The sequence below is a fragment of the Streptomyces sp. NPDC006512 genome (genome assembly GCF_040611935.1).
Classification (GTDB): domain Bacteria; phylum Actinomycetota; class Actinomycetes; order Streptomycetales; family Streptomycetaceae; genus Streptomyces.
In genome coordinates this window covers 24,874-40,046 of the sequence record NZ_JBEXPG010000054.1, presented here as the reverse complement: position 1 = coordinate 40,046, position 15,173 = coordinate 24,874, and the positions used below count along the sequence as shown (strand labels likewise).

At 71.3% G+C, this 15,173-nt stretch carries 12 protein-coding genes and 1 pseudogene; 9 read left to right on the top strand and 4 right to left on the bottom strand.

The window, feature by feature from the left end:
• Positions 1 to 15: 15 nt before the first annotated feature.
• Positions 16 to 408: an STAS domain-containing protein gene (locus ABZZ17_RS30320; protein WP_356880670.1), complete on the bottom strand. Its 393-nt coding sequence runs from the start codon at positions 406 to 408 to the stop codon at positions 16 to 18.
• 509 nt (positions 409 to 917) lie between these two features.
• Between ABZZ17_RS30320 and ABZZ17_RS30315 the strand changes: the two are divergent.
• Positions 918 to 1,850, top strand: a pseudogene (locus tag ABZZ17_RS30315) (TerC family protein); the annotation flags it as partial.
• Positions 1,851 to 2,215: 365 nt separating this feature from the next.
• On the opposite strand, the gene ABZZ17_RS30310 reads toward ABZZ17_RS30315, so the two are convergent.
• Complete coding sequence (locus ABZZ17_RS30310) at positions 2,216 to 2,905, bottom strand: hypothetical protein (protein WP_356880669.1); 690 nt, start codon at positions 2,903 to 2,905, stop codon at positions 2,216 to 2,218.
• A gap of 186 nt (positions 2,906 to 3,091) precedes the next feature.
• Positions 3,092 to 3,829, bottom strand: a complete 738-nt coding sequence (locus ABZZ17_RS30305) for a DUF480 domain-containing protein (protein ID WP_356880668.1) — start codon at positions 3,827 to 3,829, stop codon at positions 3,092 to 3,094.
• 262 nt (positions 3,830 to 4,091) lie between these two features.
• Between ABZZ17_RS30305 and ABZZ17_RS30300 the strand changes: the two genes are divergently transcribed.
• Complete coding sequence (locus tag ABZZ17_RS30300) at positions 4,092 to 5,099, top strand: hypothetical protein (RefSeq protein ID WP_356880666.1); 1,008 nt, start codon at positions 4,092 to 4,094, stop codon at positions 5,097 to 5,099.
• Between the two features lie 47 nt (positions 5,100 to 5,146).
• On the top strand, positions 5,147 to 6,283 hold the full coding sequence (locus ABZZ17_RS30295) for a serine hydrolase domain-containing protein (RefSeq protein WP_356880665.1): 1,137 nt from the start codon (positions 5,147 to 5,149) through the stop codon (positions 6,281 to 6,283).
• 29 nt (positions 6,284 to 6,312) lie between these two features.
• Here ABZZ17_RS30295 and ABZZ17_RS30290 read toward each other — a convergent pair whose 3' ends face one another.
• The gene (locus ABZZ17_RS30290; protein ID WP_356880704.1) at positions 6,313 to 7,065 is read right to left on the bottom strand and encodes a metalloregulator ArsR/SmtB family transcription factor; all 753 of its coding nucleotides are present in this window, start codon (positions 7,063 to 7,065) and stop codon (positions 6,313 to 6,315) included.
• A gap of 157 nt (positions 7,066 to 7,222) precedes the next feature.
• Between ABZZ17_RS30290 and ABZZ17_RS30285 the strand changes: the two genes are divergently transcribed.
• From ABZZ17_RS30285 to ABZZ17_RS30260, 6 genes are all read left to right on the top strand, one after another.
• Entirely contained in the window at positions 7,223 to 8,878 is a 1,656-nt protein-coding gene (locus ABZZ17_RS30285) for a gluconokinase, GntK/IdnK-type (RefSeq protein WP_356880664.1), read from the top strand.
• 32 nt (positions 8,879 to 8,910) lie between these two features.
• Positions 8,911 to 9,825 (top strand): cyclase family protein, encoded by a 915-nt coding sequence (locus ABZZ17_RS30280; protein WP_356880702.1) that lies wholly within the window; start codon positions 8,911 to 8,913, stop codon positions 9,823 to 9,825.
• A 173-nt stretch (positions 9,826 to 9,998) separates the two neighbouring features.
• Positions 9,999 to 11,579, top strand: coding sequence for a GMC family oxidoreductase (locus tag ABZZ17_RS30275; RefSeq protein WP_356880663.1), 1,581 nt, complete (start codon positions 9,999 to 10,001; stop codon positions 11,577 to 11,579).
• A 159-nt stretch (positions 11,580 to 11,738) separates the two neighbouring features.
• Positions 11,739 to 12,578, top strand: coding sequence for an SDR family oxidoreductase (locus tag ABZZ17_RS30270; RefSeq protein WP_356880662.1), 840 nt, complete (start codon positions 11,739 to 11,741; stop codon positions 12,576 to 12,578).
• A 37-nt stretch (positions 12,579 to 12,615) separates the two neighbouring features.
• Positions 12,616 to 14,100 (top strand): cytochrome ubiquinol oxidase subunit I, encoded by a 1,485-nt coding sequence (locus ABZZ17_RS30265; protein ID WP_356880660.1) that lies wholly within the window; start codon positions 12,616 to 12,618, stop codon positions 14,098 to 14,100.
• Positions 14,100 to 15,152: a cytochrome d ubiquinol oxidase subunit II gene (locus ABZZ17_RS30260; RefSeq protein WP_356880659.1), complete on the top strand. Its 1,053-nt coding sequence runs from the start codon at positions 14,100 to 14,102 to the stop codon at positions 15,150 to 15,152. Before ABZZ17_RS30265 ends, ABZZ17_RS30260 begins: the two co-directional genes overlap by 1 nt.
• Positions 15,153 to 15,173 lie beyond the last annotated feature (21 nt).

Genomic DNA, 15,173 nt, shown 5'->3' with positions numbered 1-15,173 from the left:
TGGCGGACCGCACGATCATGCCAGAAGGTCCCGGAGCGGTGACTGCGCCGTGGCCGCCGTTCCTGCCCCACGGGGAGTCGCGAGCGTGCCCGGAGGGGCGGTGAGGACCGGGCCGACCCCGGTCACGTCGAGCAGGTGCGCCAACTGCGCGCCGATTCCCGCCACGACGACGTCCACGCCTGCCGCATGGGCGGACGTGCGCGCCCCGAGCAGGACGTTCAGGCCGGCGCAGTCGCAGAAGGTGACACCGGTCAGGTCGAGGTGGAGGCCGGTCGGCCGCTCCTCCAGACACGCCGCGACGGCGTTGCGGACCAAGGGGGCGGTGTCCCAGTCGAGTTGGCCGACGAGGGTCAGCCGGGCGGTACCCGACTGAACCACGGCGTGCGACATGAACTCGGAACCGGTCACAGCATCCCGTACCTCTCCGTGCTCACACGGCGCGTACCCGCGCGATGCGATCCCACGAGCCTCTTGTGGGGAGCTCCTGTTGCCGACCGTCGACCGCCGCCCCTCCTGCTTCCTAGCGCGAGGACACCAGTCCCGCCTAGTGAATCTGCACTAGGTGAGGAAGTCAACACCGGCCGACGGAGGGTGACATGCGGCCGGCGCGGACGGGCCACGGCGAGGGAAGGACCAGACGGACCGACGGATCGTCCGCGCGGGCCTGGGCCTCCGCCCGCACCGCCCCTGCCGGATCCCCGTGGCCGGCCATCCGTGAAGACTCCGGAGCGGGCCGCGCCCACGACCGCGTAGATCTTTTTCATGGACCGACGGTCGCCGTCCCGGGCAGGTGAACACGGTCGGGTGCGCCCGCTCCGCGTGCTCCCGGGGCCCCGATGCCGGACACTCCTGTATATGGGGTCCGCCCCGTAGAGGGGCCCGCTCGTTCCGCGCGGGCCGAGGTGAGGGTGTTCGGCGTGCTTGAGGTCCCGCTGTGGTTGTGGGGGGCGTTCGCCGCGACCGTCGTCGTGTCGCTGACCGTGGACCTGCTGTCCCACCGCACCGCGCACGTCATCGGTTTCAAGGAGGCCGCCGCCTGGAGCGGACTGTGGGTGGGCCTCGCCCTGACCTTCGGCGCCGTCGTCTTCCTCGTCCTCGGCACCGACGCCGGCACCGAATACACGACGGCCTGGCTGCTGGAGAAGAGCCTGTCGGTCGACAACCTGTTCGTCTTCGCCGTGATCTTCGCGTACTTCAAAGTGCCCCGCGCCTACCAGCACCGCGTGCTGTTCTTCGGTGTCATCGGCGCGCTCGTCTTCCGCGGGATCTTCCTCTCCCTCGGCGTGGCCGTGGTCAGCCGCTTCACCGCGGTGCTGTTCGCCTTCGCGGCGGTCCTCTTCTACAGCACCTACAAGCTCCTCAAGGACGAGGAGGAGAGCTTCGACCCGGGCAAGAGCTTCGCCGTGCGGATGCTCCGCAAGGTCATTCCGGTGCGGGACGAGTACGCCGGGGCGAAGTTCTTCGTCAAGGAGGCGGGCAAGCGGGTGGCGACGCCGTTGCTCGCGGTGGTCGCCGCGATCGAGGCCGCGGACCTGATCTTCGCCGTGGACAGTGTCCCGGCGGTCCTCGCGGTCAGCGACGACGCCTTCGTCGTCTACACCAGCAACGCGTTCGCCATCCTCGGCCTGCGGGCCCTCTACTTCCTGCTCGCCGGCCTCCTGGACCGCTTCCACTACCTGAGCAAGGGCCTGGCGATCATCCTCGCCTTCATCGGCGTCAAGCTCATCCTCCAGGCCTGCCACAAGATGATCAGCCCGAGCATCCCGGAGGTCCCCTCACCGATCAGCCTCGCGGTCATCGTCGTCGTCCTGACGGCTTCCGTGGTGCTCAGCGTCAGAAGGCCCGCTCCGGCCGACGGCACGGCGGGAAACGAACCACTTCCCGACCCGCCAGTACGGGCCTATCGTAAAGAAATGGTCAAGATGAAGCGTGAGCGAGAAGCGTACGTGTGTCAGGCCTGCAATCAGTCCGTGCCGGCCGCGGTACACCGACAGAAGACCCTCGGCATGTTCGTTCCCGTCTGGGGTCCGGGCGCCTGCCAGAACCGTGACTGTCCCGACTTCCGGCTGGACCCCAGCCACAGGCACCCCCGCCCCTCGGCGCGAGGGCGGGAGGAAGAGCCTCTAGGACAGCAGGAGCCGCCGGTTCACGGTCCGGACGCGTGAACCACGGGCCGAGCCGTTCGGTCTCAGAGGTCTCCGAGGACTCCGAGGTCTCAGAGGCCCTGTGCGGTCCGGAGCCGCTCGATCTGCCGGAGAACGGGACCTTCGGCCAGCCGTGGGTACGGTTCGGACCCCAGCCCGGAGAGGTCGGCGATGCACGCTCCGACCCGGGTGACGACGCGGTCGATGACGTCGGCGGGTCCGGTGGAGCCTTCATCGGTGGTGGTCATCCGGATGCGGATCGTGTCCTCGGGAAATCCCGCTCCGTCGAGGTCCTCGTACCGCACGGTGACCGTGCGGCCGTCCTCGCTGTCCGAGGGGCAGGCCGCGACGGCCGAGCGCAGTCGGGTGTAGACGGCCTCCGCCCCCGCATAGGAGGCGAGGAAGTTCACCTGCGGGTTCCCGGGTGTGTCGGTGGCGAAGGTCTGGCTGACGGCGGCCCGGGCGCCCCGCTGGCTGAGCAGGCCCCACATGGCGGAGCACGGGGCCGACAGCTCGGACGGTGACAGGGGCCTCAGCTCGCCGGCGTGCATCGGGTGGCTTCCGGACTCCCCTTCCGCGACGCCGGCGGTCTCGCCCGGCTGTAGAGCCAGTTGACGCAGCCGCGCGGTGTCCGGTATCTCGCCGGCCGCCCCAGGCTCGGGCAGGGCGACGGAAGGGGTCGGGGAAGGCGCCGGCTTCGTCTGCGGGGCGGAGGAGGTGCCGGGCGTCCGCGTTCCCGCCGGCGCGCGGTCGGCACTCACGGAGTCCGCACCACCGGCACACGAGGAGATCGCGAGGCAGCCGACCGCGACGAGTACGACAGAGGCACGGTGCTTGACCAACTGGAATCCCCCTGACAGCGAACGGATCCGCATGATCCGCCCGCACTGTAGCCGGTCAGGTCGTCCGGGGCCGGGGCCGGGGAGCGCCCCACCCCCGCCGACGCATCAGCCGGGCGTGCCGCGCCGTGCGGCGTCGGCCTGCCGCCATTGCTCGGCCGCCTGGATCATGGTCCGGCCGACGTGCTCGAAGAAGTGGCCGATGTCGCGCATCCGGGTACCGGCGGGCGTCGTGGCGCCGAGGACCTGGGCGCCGCGAAGGGTGAAGTCGGCCAGCATGGCGTTCTGCCGGGCGCTGGCCATCCAGCCGCGGAACCAGGCATCGGCGTCGATGACGTACCGGTCACGCCGCCGGCCCGTGTCGCGTTCACGCCTGATGAGCTCCTGCTGTTCGAGTTCGCCGACGGCCTTGGAGACGGAGGCGGGGCTGACCTGGAGGCGCTGGGCGAGTTCGGCCGCGGTCAGGCTGCCGCCGTCGGTGACGTACAGGCACGTCAGTACGCGGGCGGTCATCCGCGGCAGCCCCGTACCGACCATCATCGCCGTGAACTGTTCCTCCAGTTCGGCGACGGCCTCCGGGTCGCGTCCGTGCGTCTCGCCCGCGCTCGGCGAGGTGGCGGCCGGGGCGGGTGCCAGGGGCTGCTTGCGGCGCTGGGCGCGCCCCTTGGTGGCGCGGTGCGCCGCGTCGGCCCGGTAGTCGGAGGGGCCGCCGTTGCGGGCCACTTCCCGGCTGACGGTGGAGATGGGCCTGTCCAGGCGGGCGGCGATGTCGGTGTAGCTGAGTCCCTCCCTGAGCCCCTCGGCGATCTCCAGCCGCTCGTGGTGGGTCAGTCTGCCTCCGGGCATCGGCATTGCCTCCGTGTCGGGTCCGCGTCTGAGCAGTATTGCTTTCACAGTCAGCTCAATGCAAATGCCGTGAAGTCGTTTTGCATTCTGTTCCACGGTCATTGCAAGAGTTCTGCGATCTGGCCTGCAATGATGCGCTCCACGCTCAGCATTTCGTTGACGGAAGAGTGAAAGCAATTTAGCTTTTAGTCATTCGCGAACAGGCGATGCGATCCGAGCGGGCCCGGACGAGGGCCGCTCGTTGCCCTGAATCGGAGCCCCCATGACGTCCTTCCTCACCCCCCTTCGCACCTGGCACCGGCCGCTGGTGGCCTGCGCCGTACTCATGCTCGGCCTGGTGCTCGCCGCCGGCGTCGGAGCCGTCCTCGACGGACGGACGCTGCTGGGCGAGTCGGTGTGGGTGAAGCCGCTCAAGTTCGGCTTCGCCTTCGGCCTCTACGCGCTCACGCTGGCCTGGCTGCTGACCAAGCTGACGCGGGGCAGACGGCTGGGACGGGGGCTGGGCACCGTCTTCGCGGTCGCCGCCACGGTGGAGGTGGGCGCCATCACGGTCCAGGCGGCACGCGGCACCGTCAGCCACTTCAACGCGGACCAGACCGACCCGGTCACCCTGGCCCTGGTGCCCCTGCTGACCTTCGGGGTGATGGTCATCGTCATCGCCCAACTGATCCTGGCGGTCGTCGTGCTGATCCAGCGGACCGGCGGAGCGGCGCTGAACCGCGCCATCCGCTCCGGCCTCGCGCTCGCCACCTTCGGCATGGTCGTGCCGGTCTTCTGGATGGTCACCGAAATCCACTCCCGTACCGTCACCGATGCCAACGGCCACTCCGTGCAGATGTACCAGGGCCACGGCATCGGAGACCCCGACGGCCACGGCATGCCCCTCACCAACTGGAGCGTGACCGGCGGCGACTTCCGGGTACCGCACTTCTTCGCCCTGCACGGCATCCAGGTCCTCCTCCTGATCGCCGCGGTGCTCGCCGCCCTGGCCGCCGAGCGGGTCTGGCTGCGCGACGAGAAGGTACGGGCCCGCCTGGTCGGCAGTGCCGCCCTCGGCTACACGGGGCTGGTCGCGGTGGTGACCTGGCAGGCGTGGCGCGGACAGTCCCTGATCCATCCGGACGCCGCCACCCTCCTCGCCCTCGCCGCGGTGCTGCTCCTCACGGGGGCAACCACCGCAGTGGTGGCCGTGACCGCCAAGCGCGCCACCGCCGAGCGCCCCACCGCCGAACCGATCGAGCCCCCCGTGCTTTCCCGACCGGCGTGCTGACGACGCCTCCCGCCCCGATGAACCGAACTCCCGAAAGGAAGACCGACATGACCGTGCCCCCCTCCAGCGAGGCGACCGCGACCGCAGGGGCCGCCCCGACGCCCCCCGGCCACTCCGCGCTCCAGCAGGCCATGGACCGCGCCGCCGCCCAGGGCGGCGCACCCGGCATAGCCGTCGAAGTGCGCGACGGCCGTGGCGCGTGGTTCGGCTCGGCGGGCGTCTCCGACACCGGAACCGGGAGGAAGCGCCGGCCGTCCGAGCGGTTCCGGATCGGCAGCACCACGAAGGCGTTCACCGCCACGGTGGTCCTGCAACTGGCAGCCGAAGGCAGCCTGGGCCTCGACGACACGATCGAGCGGTGGCTGCCCGGGCTCGTGTCGGGCAACGGCTACGACGGCCGCACGATCACCATCCGGCAGTTGCTCAACCACACCAGCGGCATCTCCAACTACGGCAACGACCCCGAGTTCTTCAAGAAGGGCGTCGGAGCGGCGTGGTTCCAGCACCGCTACGACACCTACGCCCCCGAGCAGTTGGTCAGGACGGGCCTGGCCACCCCGCCGCCCTGCGCTCCGGGTGAGGCCTTCCTCTACTCCAACACCAACTACTTCCTGGCCGCCCTGATCATCGAGAAGGCCACGGGCGGCACCTTCGGGGAAGCCCTCATGCAGCGGATCGTCCAGCCGCTGGCGCTGACCGGCACCTACCTCCCGGGCACGGAACCGGCGATCCGGGGGCCGCACCCCCGGCACTACTCCACCCTCTTCGCCTCCGACGTACCGCCCCGGGTCCACGACGCGACCGAGATGAACCAGTCCTTCGCGTGGGCGGCCGGCGGCATCATCTCGACCACCGGTGACCTGCAGCGCTTCTTCGGCGAACTGCTCCGGGGCCACCTGCTGCCCGCCGGACAGCAGCAGGAGATGTTCACCACCGTCGACACCGCGGGCCCCGTCCCGTGGATCCCGCAGACCCGGTACGGCCTGGGCGTGTTCTCCTGGACACTGCCGTCCGGCGTCACGGTCTGGGGCAACGCGGGTGCCACGTACGGCTCGTGGACCTGTGCCCTGGGCTCCCGCGACGGCGAGCACCTGCTCACCGGCCAGGTCAACGGCGACTGGAGCGGCCTGCCGGTCTTCGACGGCATCCTCACCGCCGAGTTCGGTGCGGCCGCCGGAAGCTGACGGCCGGCCGGGAGTCGTGGAACCCCCGGTCAGGACCACGCGGGCAGGGACAGCGTCTTTCCCGTTTCGAGGTACGTCTTCAGGTTCGACAGCACCGCCGACCAGCCGCCGGCCGCCTGCCGGAACTCGGTCTCGTCGCGCAGGTTCTCGTGGGTCACGGTGAGCTGGACGGTGCCGCCGAGCGGCTTGAGGTCGAAGGTGACCGTGGAGGGGCCGTTCGGTCGGTCCTCGCCGGGGCCGGCCCAGGTGAGGACGAGCCGCTTCGGAGGGACGGCTTCGACGATGACGCCCTCCACGTCGGCGGTGCCGGAGCCGTCGGTGCGCCGGTGCTCCCAGCGCGAGCCCGCCTGCCAGTCGGAGACGTTGCCGTGGCCCCAGTAGGCGGCCGTCATCTCCGGGTCGGTGAGAGCCTCCCAGACCTTCTCCGGGGTGGCTTCGATGTAAGTGGTGTAGACGAACTCGGGCTTGCCGCTCATGGCCTGTTCCGCTTTCCGTTTGAGGGTGCTGAGCGCCCGCAGATGGGGGCGCTCGAACTTGTCGATCCACCGCTCCTGGATCTGATGGAGCGGTACGGGGTTGAGGTAGTGGAGTTTTTCCCGGCCCCTGCGGACCGTGCTGACGAGGTTCGCCGCTTCCAGGAGTCCCAGGTGCTGGGTGGCGGCCTGGCGGGACATCGCCAGGCCTTCGCACAGCTCGCCGAGGGTCTGGCCGTTGTTCTCGCGCAGCCGGTCCAGCAGGTGCCGGCGGGTCGCATCGGAGAGGGCCTTGAAGACCCGGTCCATCTCGTCGCTCACACCTCCATCATGCAAGTATTTGCCTGCATGTCAATCGGGGGAGGGGTGCGTGCAGCCCGAGGTGCGCCGGGGACCGCGTACGCCGAGAGTGGAAGGGCCGGGGCGGAACCCCGGGCGGTCCGGCGGTACGCGCGAGGGAGGCGGTATGGCCCGTCACCACGTGAGGCGAGCCATGCGGGGCCCGCCGGACGGTCCCGCGCGCGGCGCCGGTCAGCCGGCCCCGCCCGGCCGGGGCGCGCCGGAAACCCCCCGCGCGGACGCGCCGGCCGTCGTGGTGGTCGTGACGGGCGTGGCGGGATCCGGGAAGTCCACGGTGGCACTCCGCCTGGCCGACCGGCTCGGCTGGGCCTACCAGGACGCCGACGACTTCCACACCCCGGCGAACCGCGCCAGGATGGCGGGCGGGCAGCCGCTGACCGACGAGGACAGACGCCCCTGGCTCGCCGCGGTCGCGGCATGGATCGACGGGCAGCTCGCGGCACGGGAACCCGCGGTCGTCGCCTGCTCCGCCCTCAAGCGCTCCTACCGGGACCAGCTGGTGCGGGGGCGGACCGGCGTACGCCTGGTCCATCTGCACGGGTCACGCGAGCTCATCGGGTCCCGGCTGCGGGCGAGGCAGGGCCACTTCTTCCCCCAGCGGCTGCTGGACAGCCAGTTCGCGGACCTCCAGGAGCCGGAGCCCGACGAGCAGGCGTGGGTGGTCGGCATCGACCGGCCCCCGGACGCCGTGGTCTCGGACGTCGTCGCCCGCCTCGCCGCCGGGGCGGCGCCACCGCCCGCCGTACCGACCGAGGAGCCGCGCATGTCCCGCGAAGCATCCGCAGAACACACCGCATCCGCAGTACACGCCACATCCGGAGAACACGCCACATCCGCAAAACACACTGCGTCCGGAGAACAATGGCGGCTGCGTCACGGCGCCCAGACAGCGGTGGTGGTCGAACTGGGCGGCGCGCTGCGCCTCTACGAGGTGGGCGGGAAGCCCCTGCTCGACGGGTTCGCCGCGCACGAACCGATCACCGGCGGCCGGGGCCAGCTCCTCGCGCCCTGGCCGAACCGGGTGGGCGGCGGCCGCTACCGCTTCGGCGGGCAGAGCCTGCGGCTCCCGCTGACCGAACCGGAGAACGGCAACGCGATCCACGGGCTCCTGAGGTGGGTCCCGTGGCGGCTGCTCGCCCGCAGCGAGGAAGGGGTCACGCTCGGCACCACCCTCTTCCCGCAGCCCGGATACCCGTACCGGCTGGAGGTCTCCGCCGAGTACCGGCTCGGCCCGGAGGGGCTCGAAACCACCGTCATCGCCACCAACACGGGGGACGCGCCCGCGCCCTACGGCGTGGGCCAGCACCCCTACCTGACCGTGGGCACCGATGCCGTGGACACCGCGCTGCTGACCGTACCGGCCCGCCTCCGCCTCCGTACCGACGGACAGGGCCTGCCGACGGGCGAGGAACCGGTCGACGGCACGGCGTACGACTTCCGCGCCGCCCGGCCCATCGGCGAGGAGCGGCTGGACACCGCGTACACGGGCCTCGACCGGGACCCGGCCGGTCACTGCGCGGTCCGGCTCGCGCACCCCTCGGGGCGGCACGGCGTCGACGTACGGCTCATCGAGGGCGTCCGGTACGTACAGGTCTACACGGGGGACACACTGGCGGAGCCCGGGCGGCGCCGGCGCGGCGTCGCCATCGAGCCCATGTCCTGCCCGGCCGACGCCTTCCGCAGCGGCACGGCGCTCACCGTCCTGGAACCGGGGGCCCGCCACGTGTTCCGGTGGGGCCTGTCCCCGTGGGGCTCCTGGTGAGCCCGGACGCCGGACCGCCGGCGCGCGGAGCCATGACCGGCGCCGCCTTCCGCGCCCTGTACGAGGACATGCGCCTCCGGAGCAGGCCTGACCCCGACGGCCGTCCCGGTGCGCTCGGCCACCTGACGCCGGAGCGCGTGGTGGCCGCCGCCGCCGAGGTCCGCTCCGGGCTCACGGTATCGCTGGCCGCCCCCGTCGAAACGCGTCCCGGCGCGGACAATCCCGACCCCGCGCACCACCGCATGATCGGTCCCGCCGAGGGTGAGGCCGTGGCCGACGGACTGCACTTCGCGCGCGACCGCTTCGCGATGAACGTGCACGGGGACGCCGACAGCCACCTCGACGCGCTGTGTCACGTGCTGTACGACGGTTCGCTCTACGGCGGAGTGCCGGCGAGCAGCGTGACCCCCCAAGGTGCCCGCGCCCTGTCCGTCGACGCCGTCCGGGACGGCATCGTGGGCCGCGGTGTCCTCCTGGACGTGCCACGGTCGCGGGGCGTGCCGTGGCTGGAGCCCGGGGACCACGTGAGCGCCGACGACCTGATCGCCGCGGAGGCGGCACAGGGGGTCCGGGTCGGGCCGGGGGACATGCTGTTCGTGCGGGTGGGGCACCGCGCCCGGCGCCAGGAGCGGGGGGCGTGGGACGCGGCCCGGGCCCGGGCCGGTCTCCACCCCGGGGCCGTACGGTTCCTGGCCGAGCGGGAGGTGTCCGTGCTGGGATCGGACGGCAACAACGACACCGCCCCCAGCGCGGTGGCCGGCGTCGACTTCCCCGTGCACGTGCTCGCCGTGCACGCCATGGGCGTGCACCTCCTGGACTACCTGCAGTTCGAGGAACTGACCCGGGCGTGCGCCCGCGCGGGCCGGTGGTCGTTCCTGTGCACGGTCGCGCCGCTCCGGCTCCCGGCGGCCACCGGCTCCCCGGTGAACCCGATCGCCGTCCTGTGACCCGGCAGCGGGGGAGGGGCCCATCGGCTGCGGGGGAGGGGCCCGTCCGGTCGCCCCCCGTGTGGAGGAGGGATACGTTCGAAGGGGTGGGGTGGCTGCCGTGCACCGGCGGCGCGCAAGGATGAGGTCCCGCCGGAAGGGCGCGGTCCACGAGCGCAAGGACGGTGGTCGCCGTGGGCGACTCCCCGCACTACGACGTCATCATCATCGGTACCGGCGCGGGCGGAGGCACGCTCGCCCACCGCCTCGCTCCGTCCGGCAAACGGGTGCTCATCCTCGAACGCGGGGACTACCTCCCCCGCGAGCGGGACAACTGGGACTCCACCGCGGTGTTCGTGAGGGGCAAGTACCGTGCCCCGGAGTTCTGGCTGGACAAGCACGGCAAGGAATTCCCGCCCGAGGTCAACTACTACGTCGGCGGGAACACCAAGTTCTACGGGGCCGCCCTCTTCCGGCTGCGGCCCGAGGACTTCGGGGAGCTGCGCCACCACGACGGGCTGTCGCCGGCCTGGCCGATCCGCTACGAGGAGCTGGAGCCGTACTACACCCAGGCCGAGCACCTCTACAAGGTCCACGGCCACCACGGGGAGGACCCGTCGGAAGGGCCGTACAGCGCCCAGTACGCCTACCCGCCGGTGGCGCACGAGCCGCGGATCCAGCAGCTGAGCGACGACCTGGAGAAGCGCGGCCTGCACCCCTTCCACCTGCCGATCGGCGTCGACCTGCTCCAGGACGAGAACGGGCGCGCGACTCCGTCCAGCGTCTGCATCCGCTGTGACCGCGTGGACGGGTTCCCCTGCCTGGTGCGCGGCAAGTCGGACGCCCAGGTGATCTGCGTGGAACCCGCGCTGCGTCACCCCAACGTCGAAATGATCACCGACGCCCGGGTGGTCCGGCTGGAGACCGACCCGGCCGGGCACACCGTCAGCCGGGTCCTGACGCGGAGCGGGGACGGGTCCGAAGCCTCCTACTCCGCCGACGTCGTGGTGGTCGCCTGCGGGGCGGTCAACTCGGCGGCCCTCCTCCTGGCCTCGGCCGACGACCGCCATCCCCGCGGGCTGGCGAACAGCTCCGACGTCGTCGGACGGCACTACATGCGCCACAACAACCTCGCGCTGATGGCCGTTTCGAAGGAGCCCAACCCCACCCGCTTCCAGAAGACCCTGGCCCTGCACGACTGGTACCTCGGCTCAGACGACTGGGACTACCCGCTGGGCGGCATTCAAATGCTCGGCAAGTCCGATGCCGAGCAGATCCACGGCGAGGCTCCCCGCTGGGCCGGCGCCGTGACCCCCGACATGCCCTTCGCGGTACTGGCCCACCACGCCGTCGACTTCTGGCTGTGCGGCGAGGACCTGCCGCTCCCCGAGAACCGGGTCACGGTCGACGGCGACGGACAGATCACCCTCGCGCTCGACGAGAACAACAACACCGCCGGCCTGAAACGGCTGCGGCACGAGCTCCAGAGGATGCTGGGCCATCTGGGCATGCACGAACACCAGCTCCTGTCGCGCAGCATCTACCTCCACAAGGGCATGCCGATCGGCGCCACGGCGCACCAGGCCGGCACGGTGAGGTTCGGCGACGACCCGGCCACCTCCGCCCTGGACGTGAACTGCAAGGCACACGACCTCGACAACCTCTACGTGGTCGACACGAGCTTCTTCCCGAGCATCGGCGCGGTCAACCCGTCGCTCACCGCGATCGCCAACGCCCTCCGGGTGGGCGACCACCTCCTGGAGCGGCTCCGCTGACCCCGCGGATTGCCCCGACCGGGCATTGATGCTCGGCCGTGTGGCCCAAAGCCGCCCCGCCCCGGCCCCTGATCTCCCCTGGAGATGCTTCCGTGGCGTTCGGATCCGCCGGGCCGCCGCCCTGCGGACCGGACCGGGCAGTCGAGGAGGCAGCCGACCGTGAGTTCCACCGAGGGCGCACCGCAGGGAGTGATCCCCGCTCGCCTGCTCAAGGGCCAGAAGGCACTGGTGACCGGTGCCAACAGCGGCATCGGCAAGGCCACGGCCATCGGCCTCGGCCGGGCCGGCGCCGACGTGGTCGTGAACTACGTGGCCGGCGCCGACGAGGCGCAGAAGGTGGTCGAGGAGATCACCTCGTTCGGCGTGCGCGCCGCCGCGTACGAGGCCGACGTGTCCCAGGAGGACCAGGTCGTAGCCATGATGGACCGGATGGTCCGCGAATTCGGCACGATCGACATCCTGGTCGCGAACGCCGGGCTGCAACGCGACGCCCCCTTCGAGGACATGACGCTCGCCCAGTGGCAGAAGGTGCTGGACGTCAACCTCACGGGCCAGTTCCTCTGCGCGCGGGAAGCGACGAAGGAGTTCCTGCGGCGCGGCGTCGTCCCGGAGGTTTCCCGGGCGGCCGGAAAGATCATCTGCATGAGCTCCGTCCACCAGCTCATTCCCTGGGCCGGCCACGCCAACTACGCCTCCTCCAAGGGCGGCGTCCAGATGCTGATGGCGACCCTGGCCCAGGAACTCGCGCCCAAGAAGATCCGGGTGAACGCGATCGCTCCCGGCGCCATCAAGACACCGATCAACCGTTCCGCGTGGGAGACCCCGGAGGCGCGCAAGGACCTCCAGCGGCTGATCCCGTACGAGCGCATCGGCGAACCCGAGGACATCGCCCACGCGGCCGTGGCGCTCGCCTCGGACCTCATGGACTACGTCGTCGGCACGACGCTCTACGTGGACGGCGGGATGACCCTCTTCCCCGGCTTCGCCACCGGCGGCTGAGCCTCCTCCGACGTCACCTCGAGCGGCAAAGGAACGCATGGGCATCACGCTCCACCTCCTGGCGGCCGACGCCCCCGCCCAACTGCTCCCGGCTAGGGAGCTCATGGCGTTCACCCTCGCCTCCCACATCATCCTCGTGCCGATGGGGGTGGCGCTGCCGCTGATCACCCTCGTCATGCACTACCGCGGCCTGCGCCACGGCGACGCGACGGCCCTCCTGCTGGCCCGGCGCTGGTCGGCGGTGATGGCCGTGCAGTTCGCGATCGGCGTCGTCACCGGCACCGTGCTGTCGTTCGAGTTCGGGCTGCTCTGGCCGGGCCTGATGGGCAGATGGGGCGACGTCTTCGGCATCGGATTCGGCGTCGAGGCATGGGCGTTCTTCCTCGAAGCGGTGCTCATCGCCATCTACCTCTACGGCTGGCGCAGGCTGAAACCGCGCACCCACTTCCTGCTCGGGCTGCCGCTGCCGGCCGTCGCGCTGCTCGGGACCTTCGGCATCCTGGCCGCCAACTCGTGGATGAACACGCCCCAGGGCTTCTCCCTCGACGCGCAGGGCAACCCGGTCGACGTGAACGTGTGGAAAGCCATCTTCACGCCCATGTTCGGGCCCCAGTACTGGCACTTCGTCATGGCGATGCTGATGACCGCGGGCTTCGTCGTGGCGGGCGTCTACGCCGTCGGATGGCTCCGGGGCCGCCGGGACCGCTACCACCGGCTCGGCTTCGCCGTCCCCTTCACCATCGCCGCGGCCGCGACCCCCGTACAGCTCGTGCTGGGCGACTCGATCGCCCGGGCCGTGTTCCAGAAGCAGCCCGTGAAGTTCGCGGCCATCGAGATCGTCTGGGACACCAAGAGCCACGTCCCGGAATACCTGTTCGGACGCCTCCACCCCGACGGAACGGTCTCCGGCGGCATCCCGATCCCCCAGCTCGACTCCATCCTGGCCGGGTTCAGCCCCGACACCGTGGTGACGGGGCTGTCCTCCGTACCGGCGAGCGACCGGCCCAACGCCACACAGGCCACGATCGCCCACTGGGCCTTCGACATCATGGTCGGGATCGGGTCCGCGCTCGTCCTCCTCGTCCTCTGGTACGGCCTGGTCTGGCTGCGCCACCGGCGGCCGCCCCGCTCCAAGTGGTTCTACCGCAGTGCCGCATGCGCCGGAGTCGGCTCCGTCGTAGCGGTCGAATGCGGCTGGATCACGGCCGAAGTGGCCCGCCAGCCATGGATCGTCTACCAGAACATGCGGGTCGCCGAGGCGGTGACCTCGACCCGCTCCACCACCCTTTGGATCATGTTCGGCCTGGTGGTCATCGTGTACCTGCTCATCTTCGGGGCGTTCCTCATGGTCCTGCTCAAGATGCGCGACCGCTGGCGCCTGGCGGACGAACAGCCGGACGGGCCGGAAGGGGAGGCCCCGGAGGCCGTCACCCCCTACGGGCCCCGGCCCGCGGTCCCGGCCGGTGACCTCCGGTCCGCGCAGGACGGCGGCTCCGCCCCGTCGGCGGGCGGTGAACGGTGATGGCCGAACTCGTCGCCTTCGTGCTGCTCCTCGCCGTGGCCGCGTACGCGTGCGCGGGCGGGACCGACTACGGGGCGGGATTCTGGGACCTGACGGCCGGCGGAGCAGAGCGCGGCAAGCGTCCCCGATGGCTGATCGACCACGCCATGGCCCCCGTGTGGGAGGTCAACAACGTCTGGCTGATCTTCGTCCTCATCCTCATGTGGACCGGATTCCCCGTGTTCTTCCAGACGGTGTTCACGGCGATGTGGCTGCCGCTGGCCCTGGCCGCCCTCGGCATGGTCCTGCGCGGCGCGGGATTCGCCCTGCGCAAACCCACCCGCCGGCTGGCCCGGCGGCGCCTCTACGGCGCCGTCTTCGCCATCGCCTCCCTGCTCACCCCGTTCTGTCTCGGTGCGGCGGCCGGAGCCATCGCGTCCGGCCGGGTCGCACCGGGTACCGAGGCCTCCGACCACGCGTGGGCCAGCTCCGCGTCCCTCGTCTTCGGGCTCCTCACCGTCGCCGCGACCGCCCTCCTCGGGGCCGTGTTCCTGACCGCCGACGCCGCGCGCTTCGACGCCCCCGACCTCGTCGGATACTTCCGCCGCCGGGCGCTCGTCAGCCTCGGGGCGGTCGCGGCGGCCGCCGTGGCCGTACTCCTCGTCGCCCGGGGCGACGCGCCGCACGTCTGGCACGGCCTCACCCACGGCTGGGGGCTCGCCCTCGCGATCGTGTCCGCGCTCGCCTTCGTCGCCACGGGACTGCTCGTGCTGAAGGCCGAAGCCCGCTGGGCCCGCTTCACCTGTGTCGGCATCGTCGGGGCGGCGGTCATCGCCTGGGGCATGGCCCAGCGCCCCTACCTCATCCCGACGTCGCTGTCCGTGGCGGACGCGGCCGGCGACTCCCAGACCCTGGCCTGGCTGACCGTGGTCAGCTTCGTCGCCCTCCTGCTCGTCGCTCCGGCCGTCTTCCTCCTCTACTGGATGGACACCCACGGGGAGCTCGAATCCCTCACCGATTCCGACCTGCGCCGGACCGGTCCCCCGCGGGGCGCCCCGGCCGACGGTGACTGACCCGCTCCACCGGCAGGAAAC

Coding starts and splice junctions, on each gene's coding strand:
- ABZZ17_RS30305 (WP_356880668.1), bottom strand. CDS start 3,829: ATGCCCGGAGGCAGACTGACCCACCACGAGCGGCTGGAGATCGCCGAG.
- ABZZ17_RS30300 (WP_356880666.1), top strand. CDS start 4,092: ATGACGTCCTTCCTCACCCCCCTTCGCACCTGGCACCGGCCGCTGGTG.
- ABZZ17_RS30295 (WP_356880665.1), top strand. CDS start 5,147: ATGACCGTGCCCCCCTCCAGCGAGGCGACCGCGACCGCAGGGGCCGCC.
- ABZZ17_RS30290 (WP_356880704.1), bottom strand. CDS start 7,065: ATGGACCGGGTCTTCAAGGCCCTCTCCGATGCGACCCGCCGGCACCTG.
- ABZZ17_RS30285 (WP_356880664.1), top strand. CDS start 7,223: ATGGCCCGTCACCACGTGAGGCGAGCCATGCGGGGCCCGCCGGACGGT.
- ABZZ17_RS30280 (WP_356880702.1), top strand. CDS start 8,911: ATGACCGGCGCCGCCTTCCGCGCCCTGTACGAGGACATGCGCCTCCGG.
- ABZZ17_RS30265 (WP_356880660.1), top strand. CDS start 12,616: ATGGGCATCACGCTCCACCTCCTGGCGGCCGACGCCCCCGCCCAACTG.
- ABZZ17_RS30260 (WP_356880659.1), top strand. CDS start 14,100: ATGGCCGAACTCGTCGCCTTCGTGCTGCTCCTCGCCGTGGCCGCGTAC.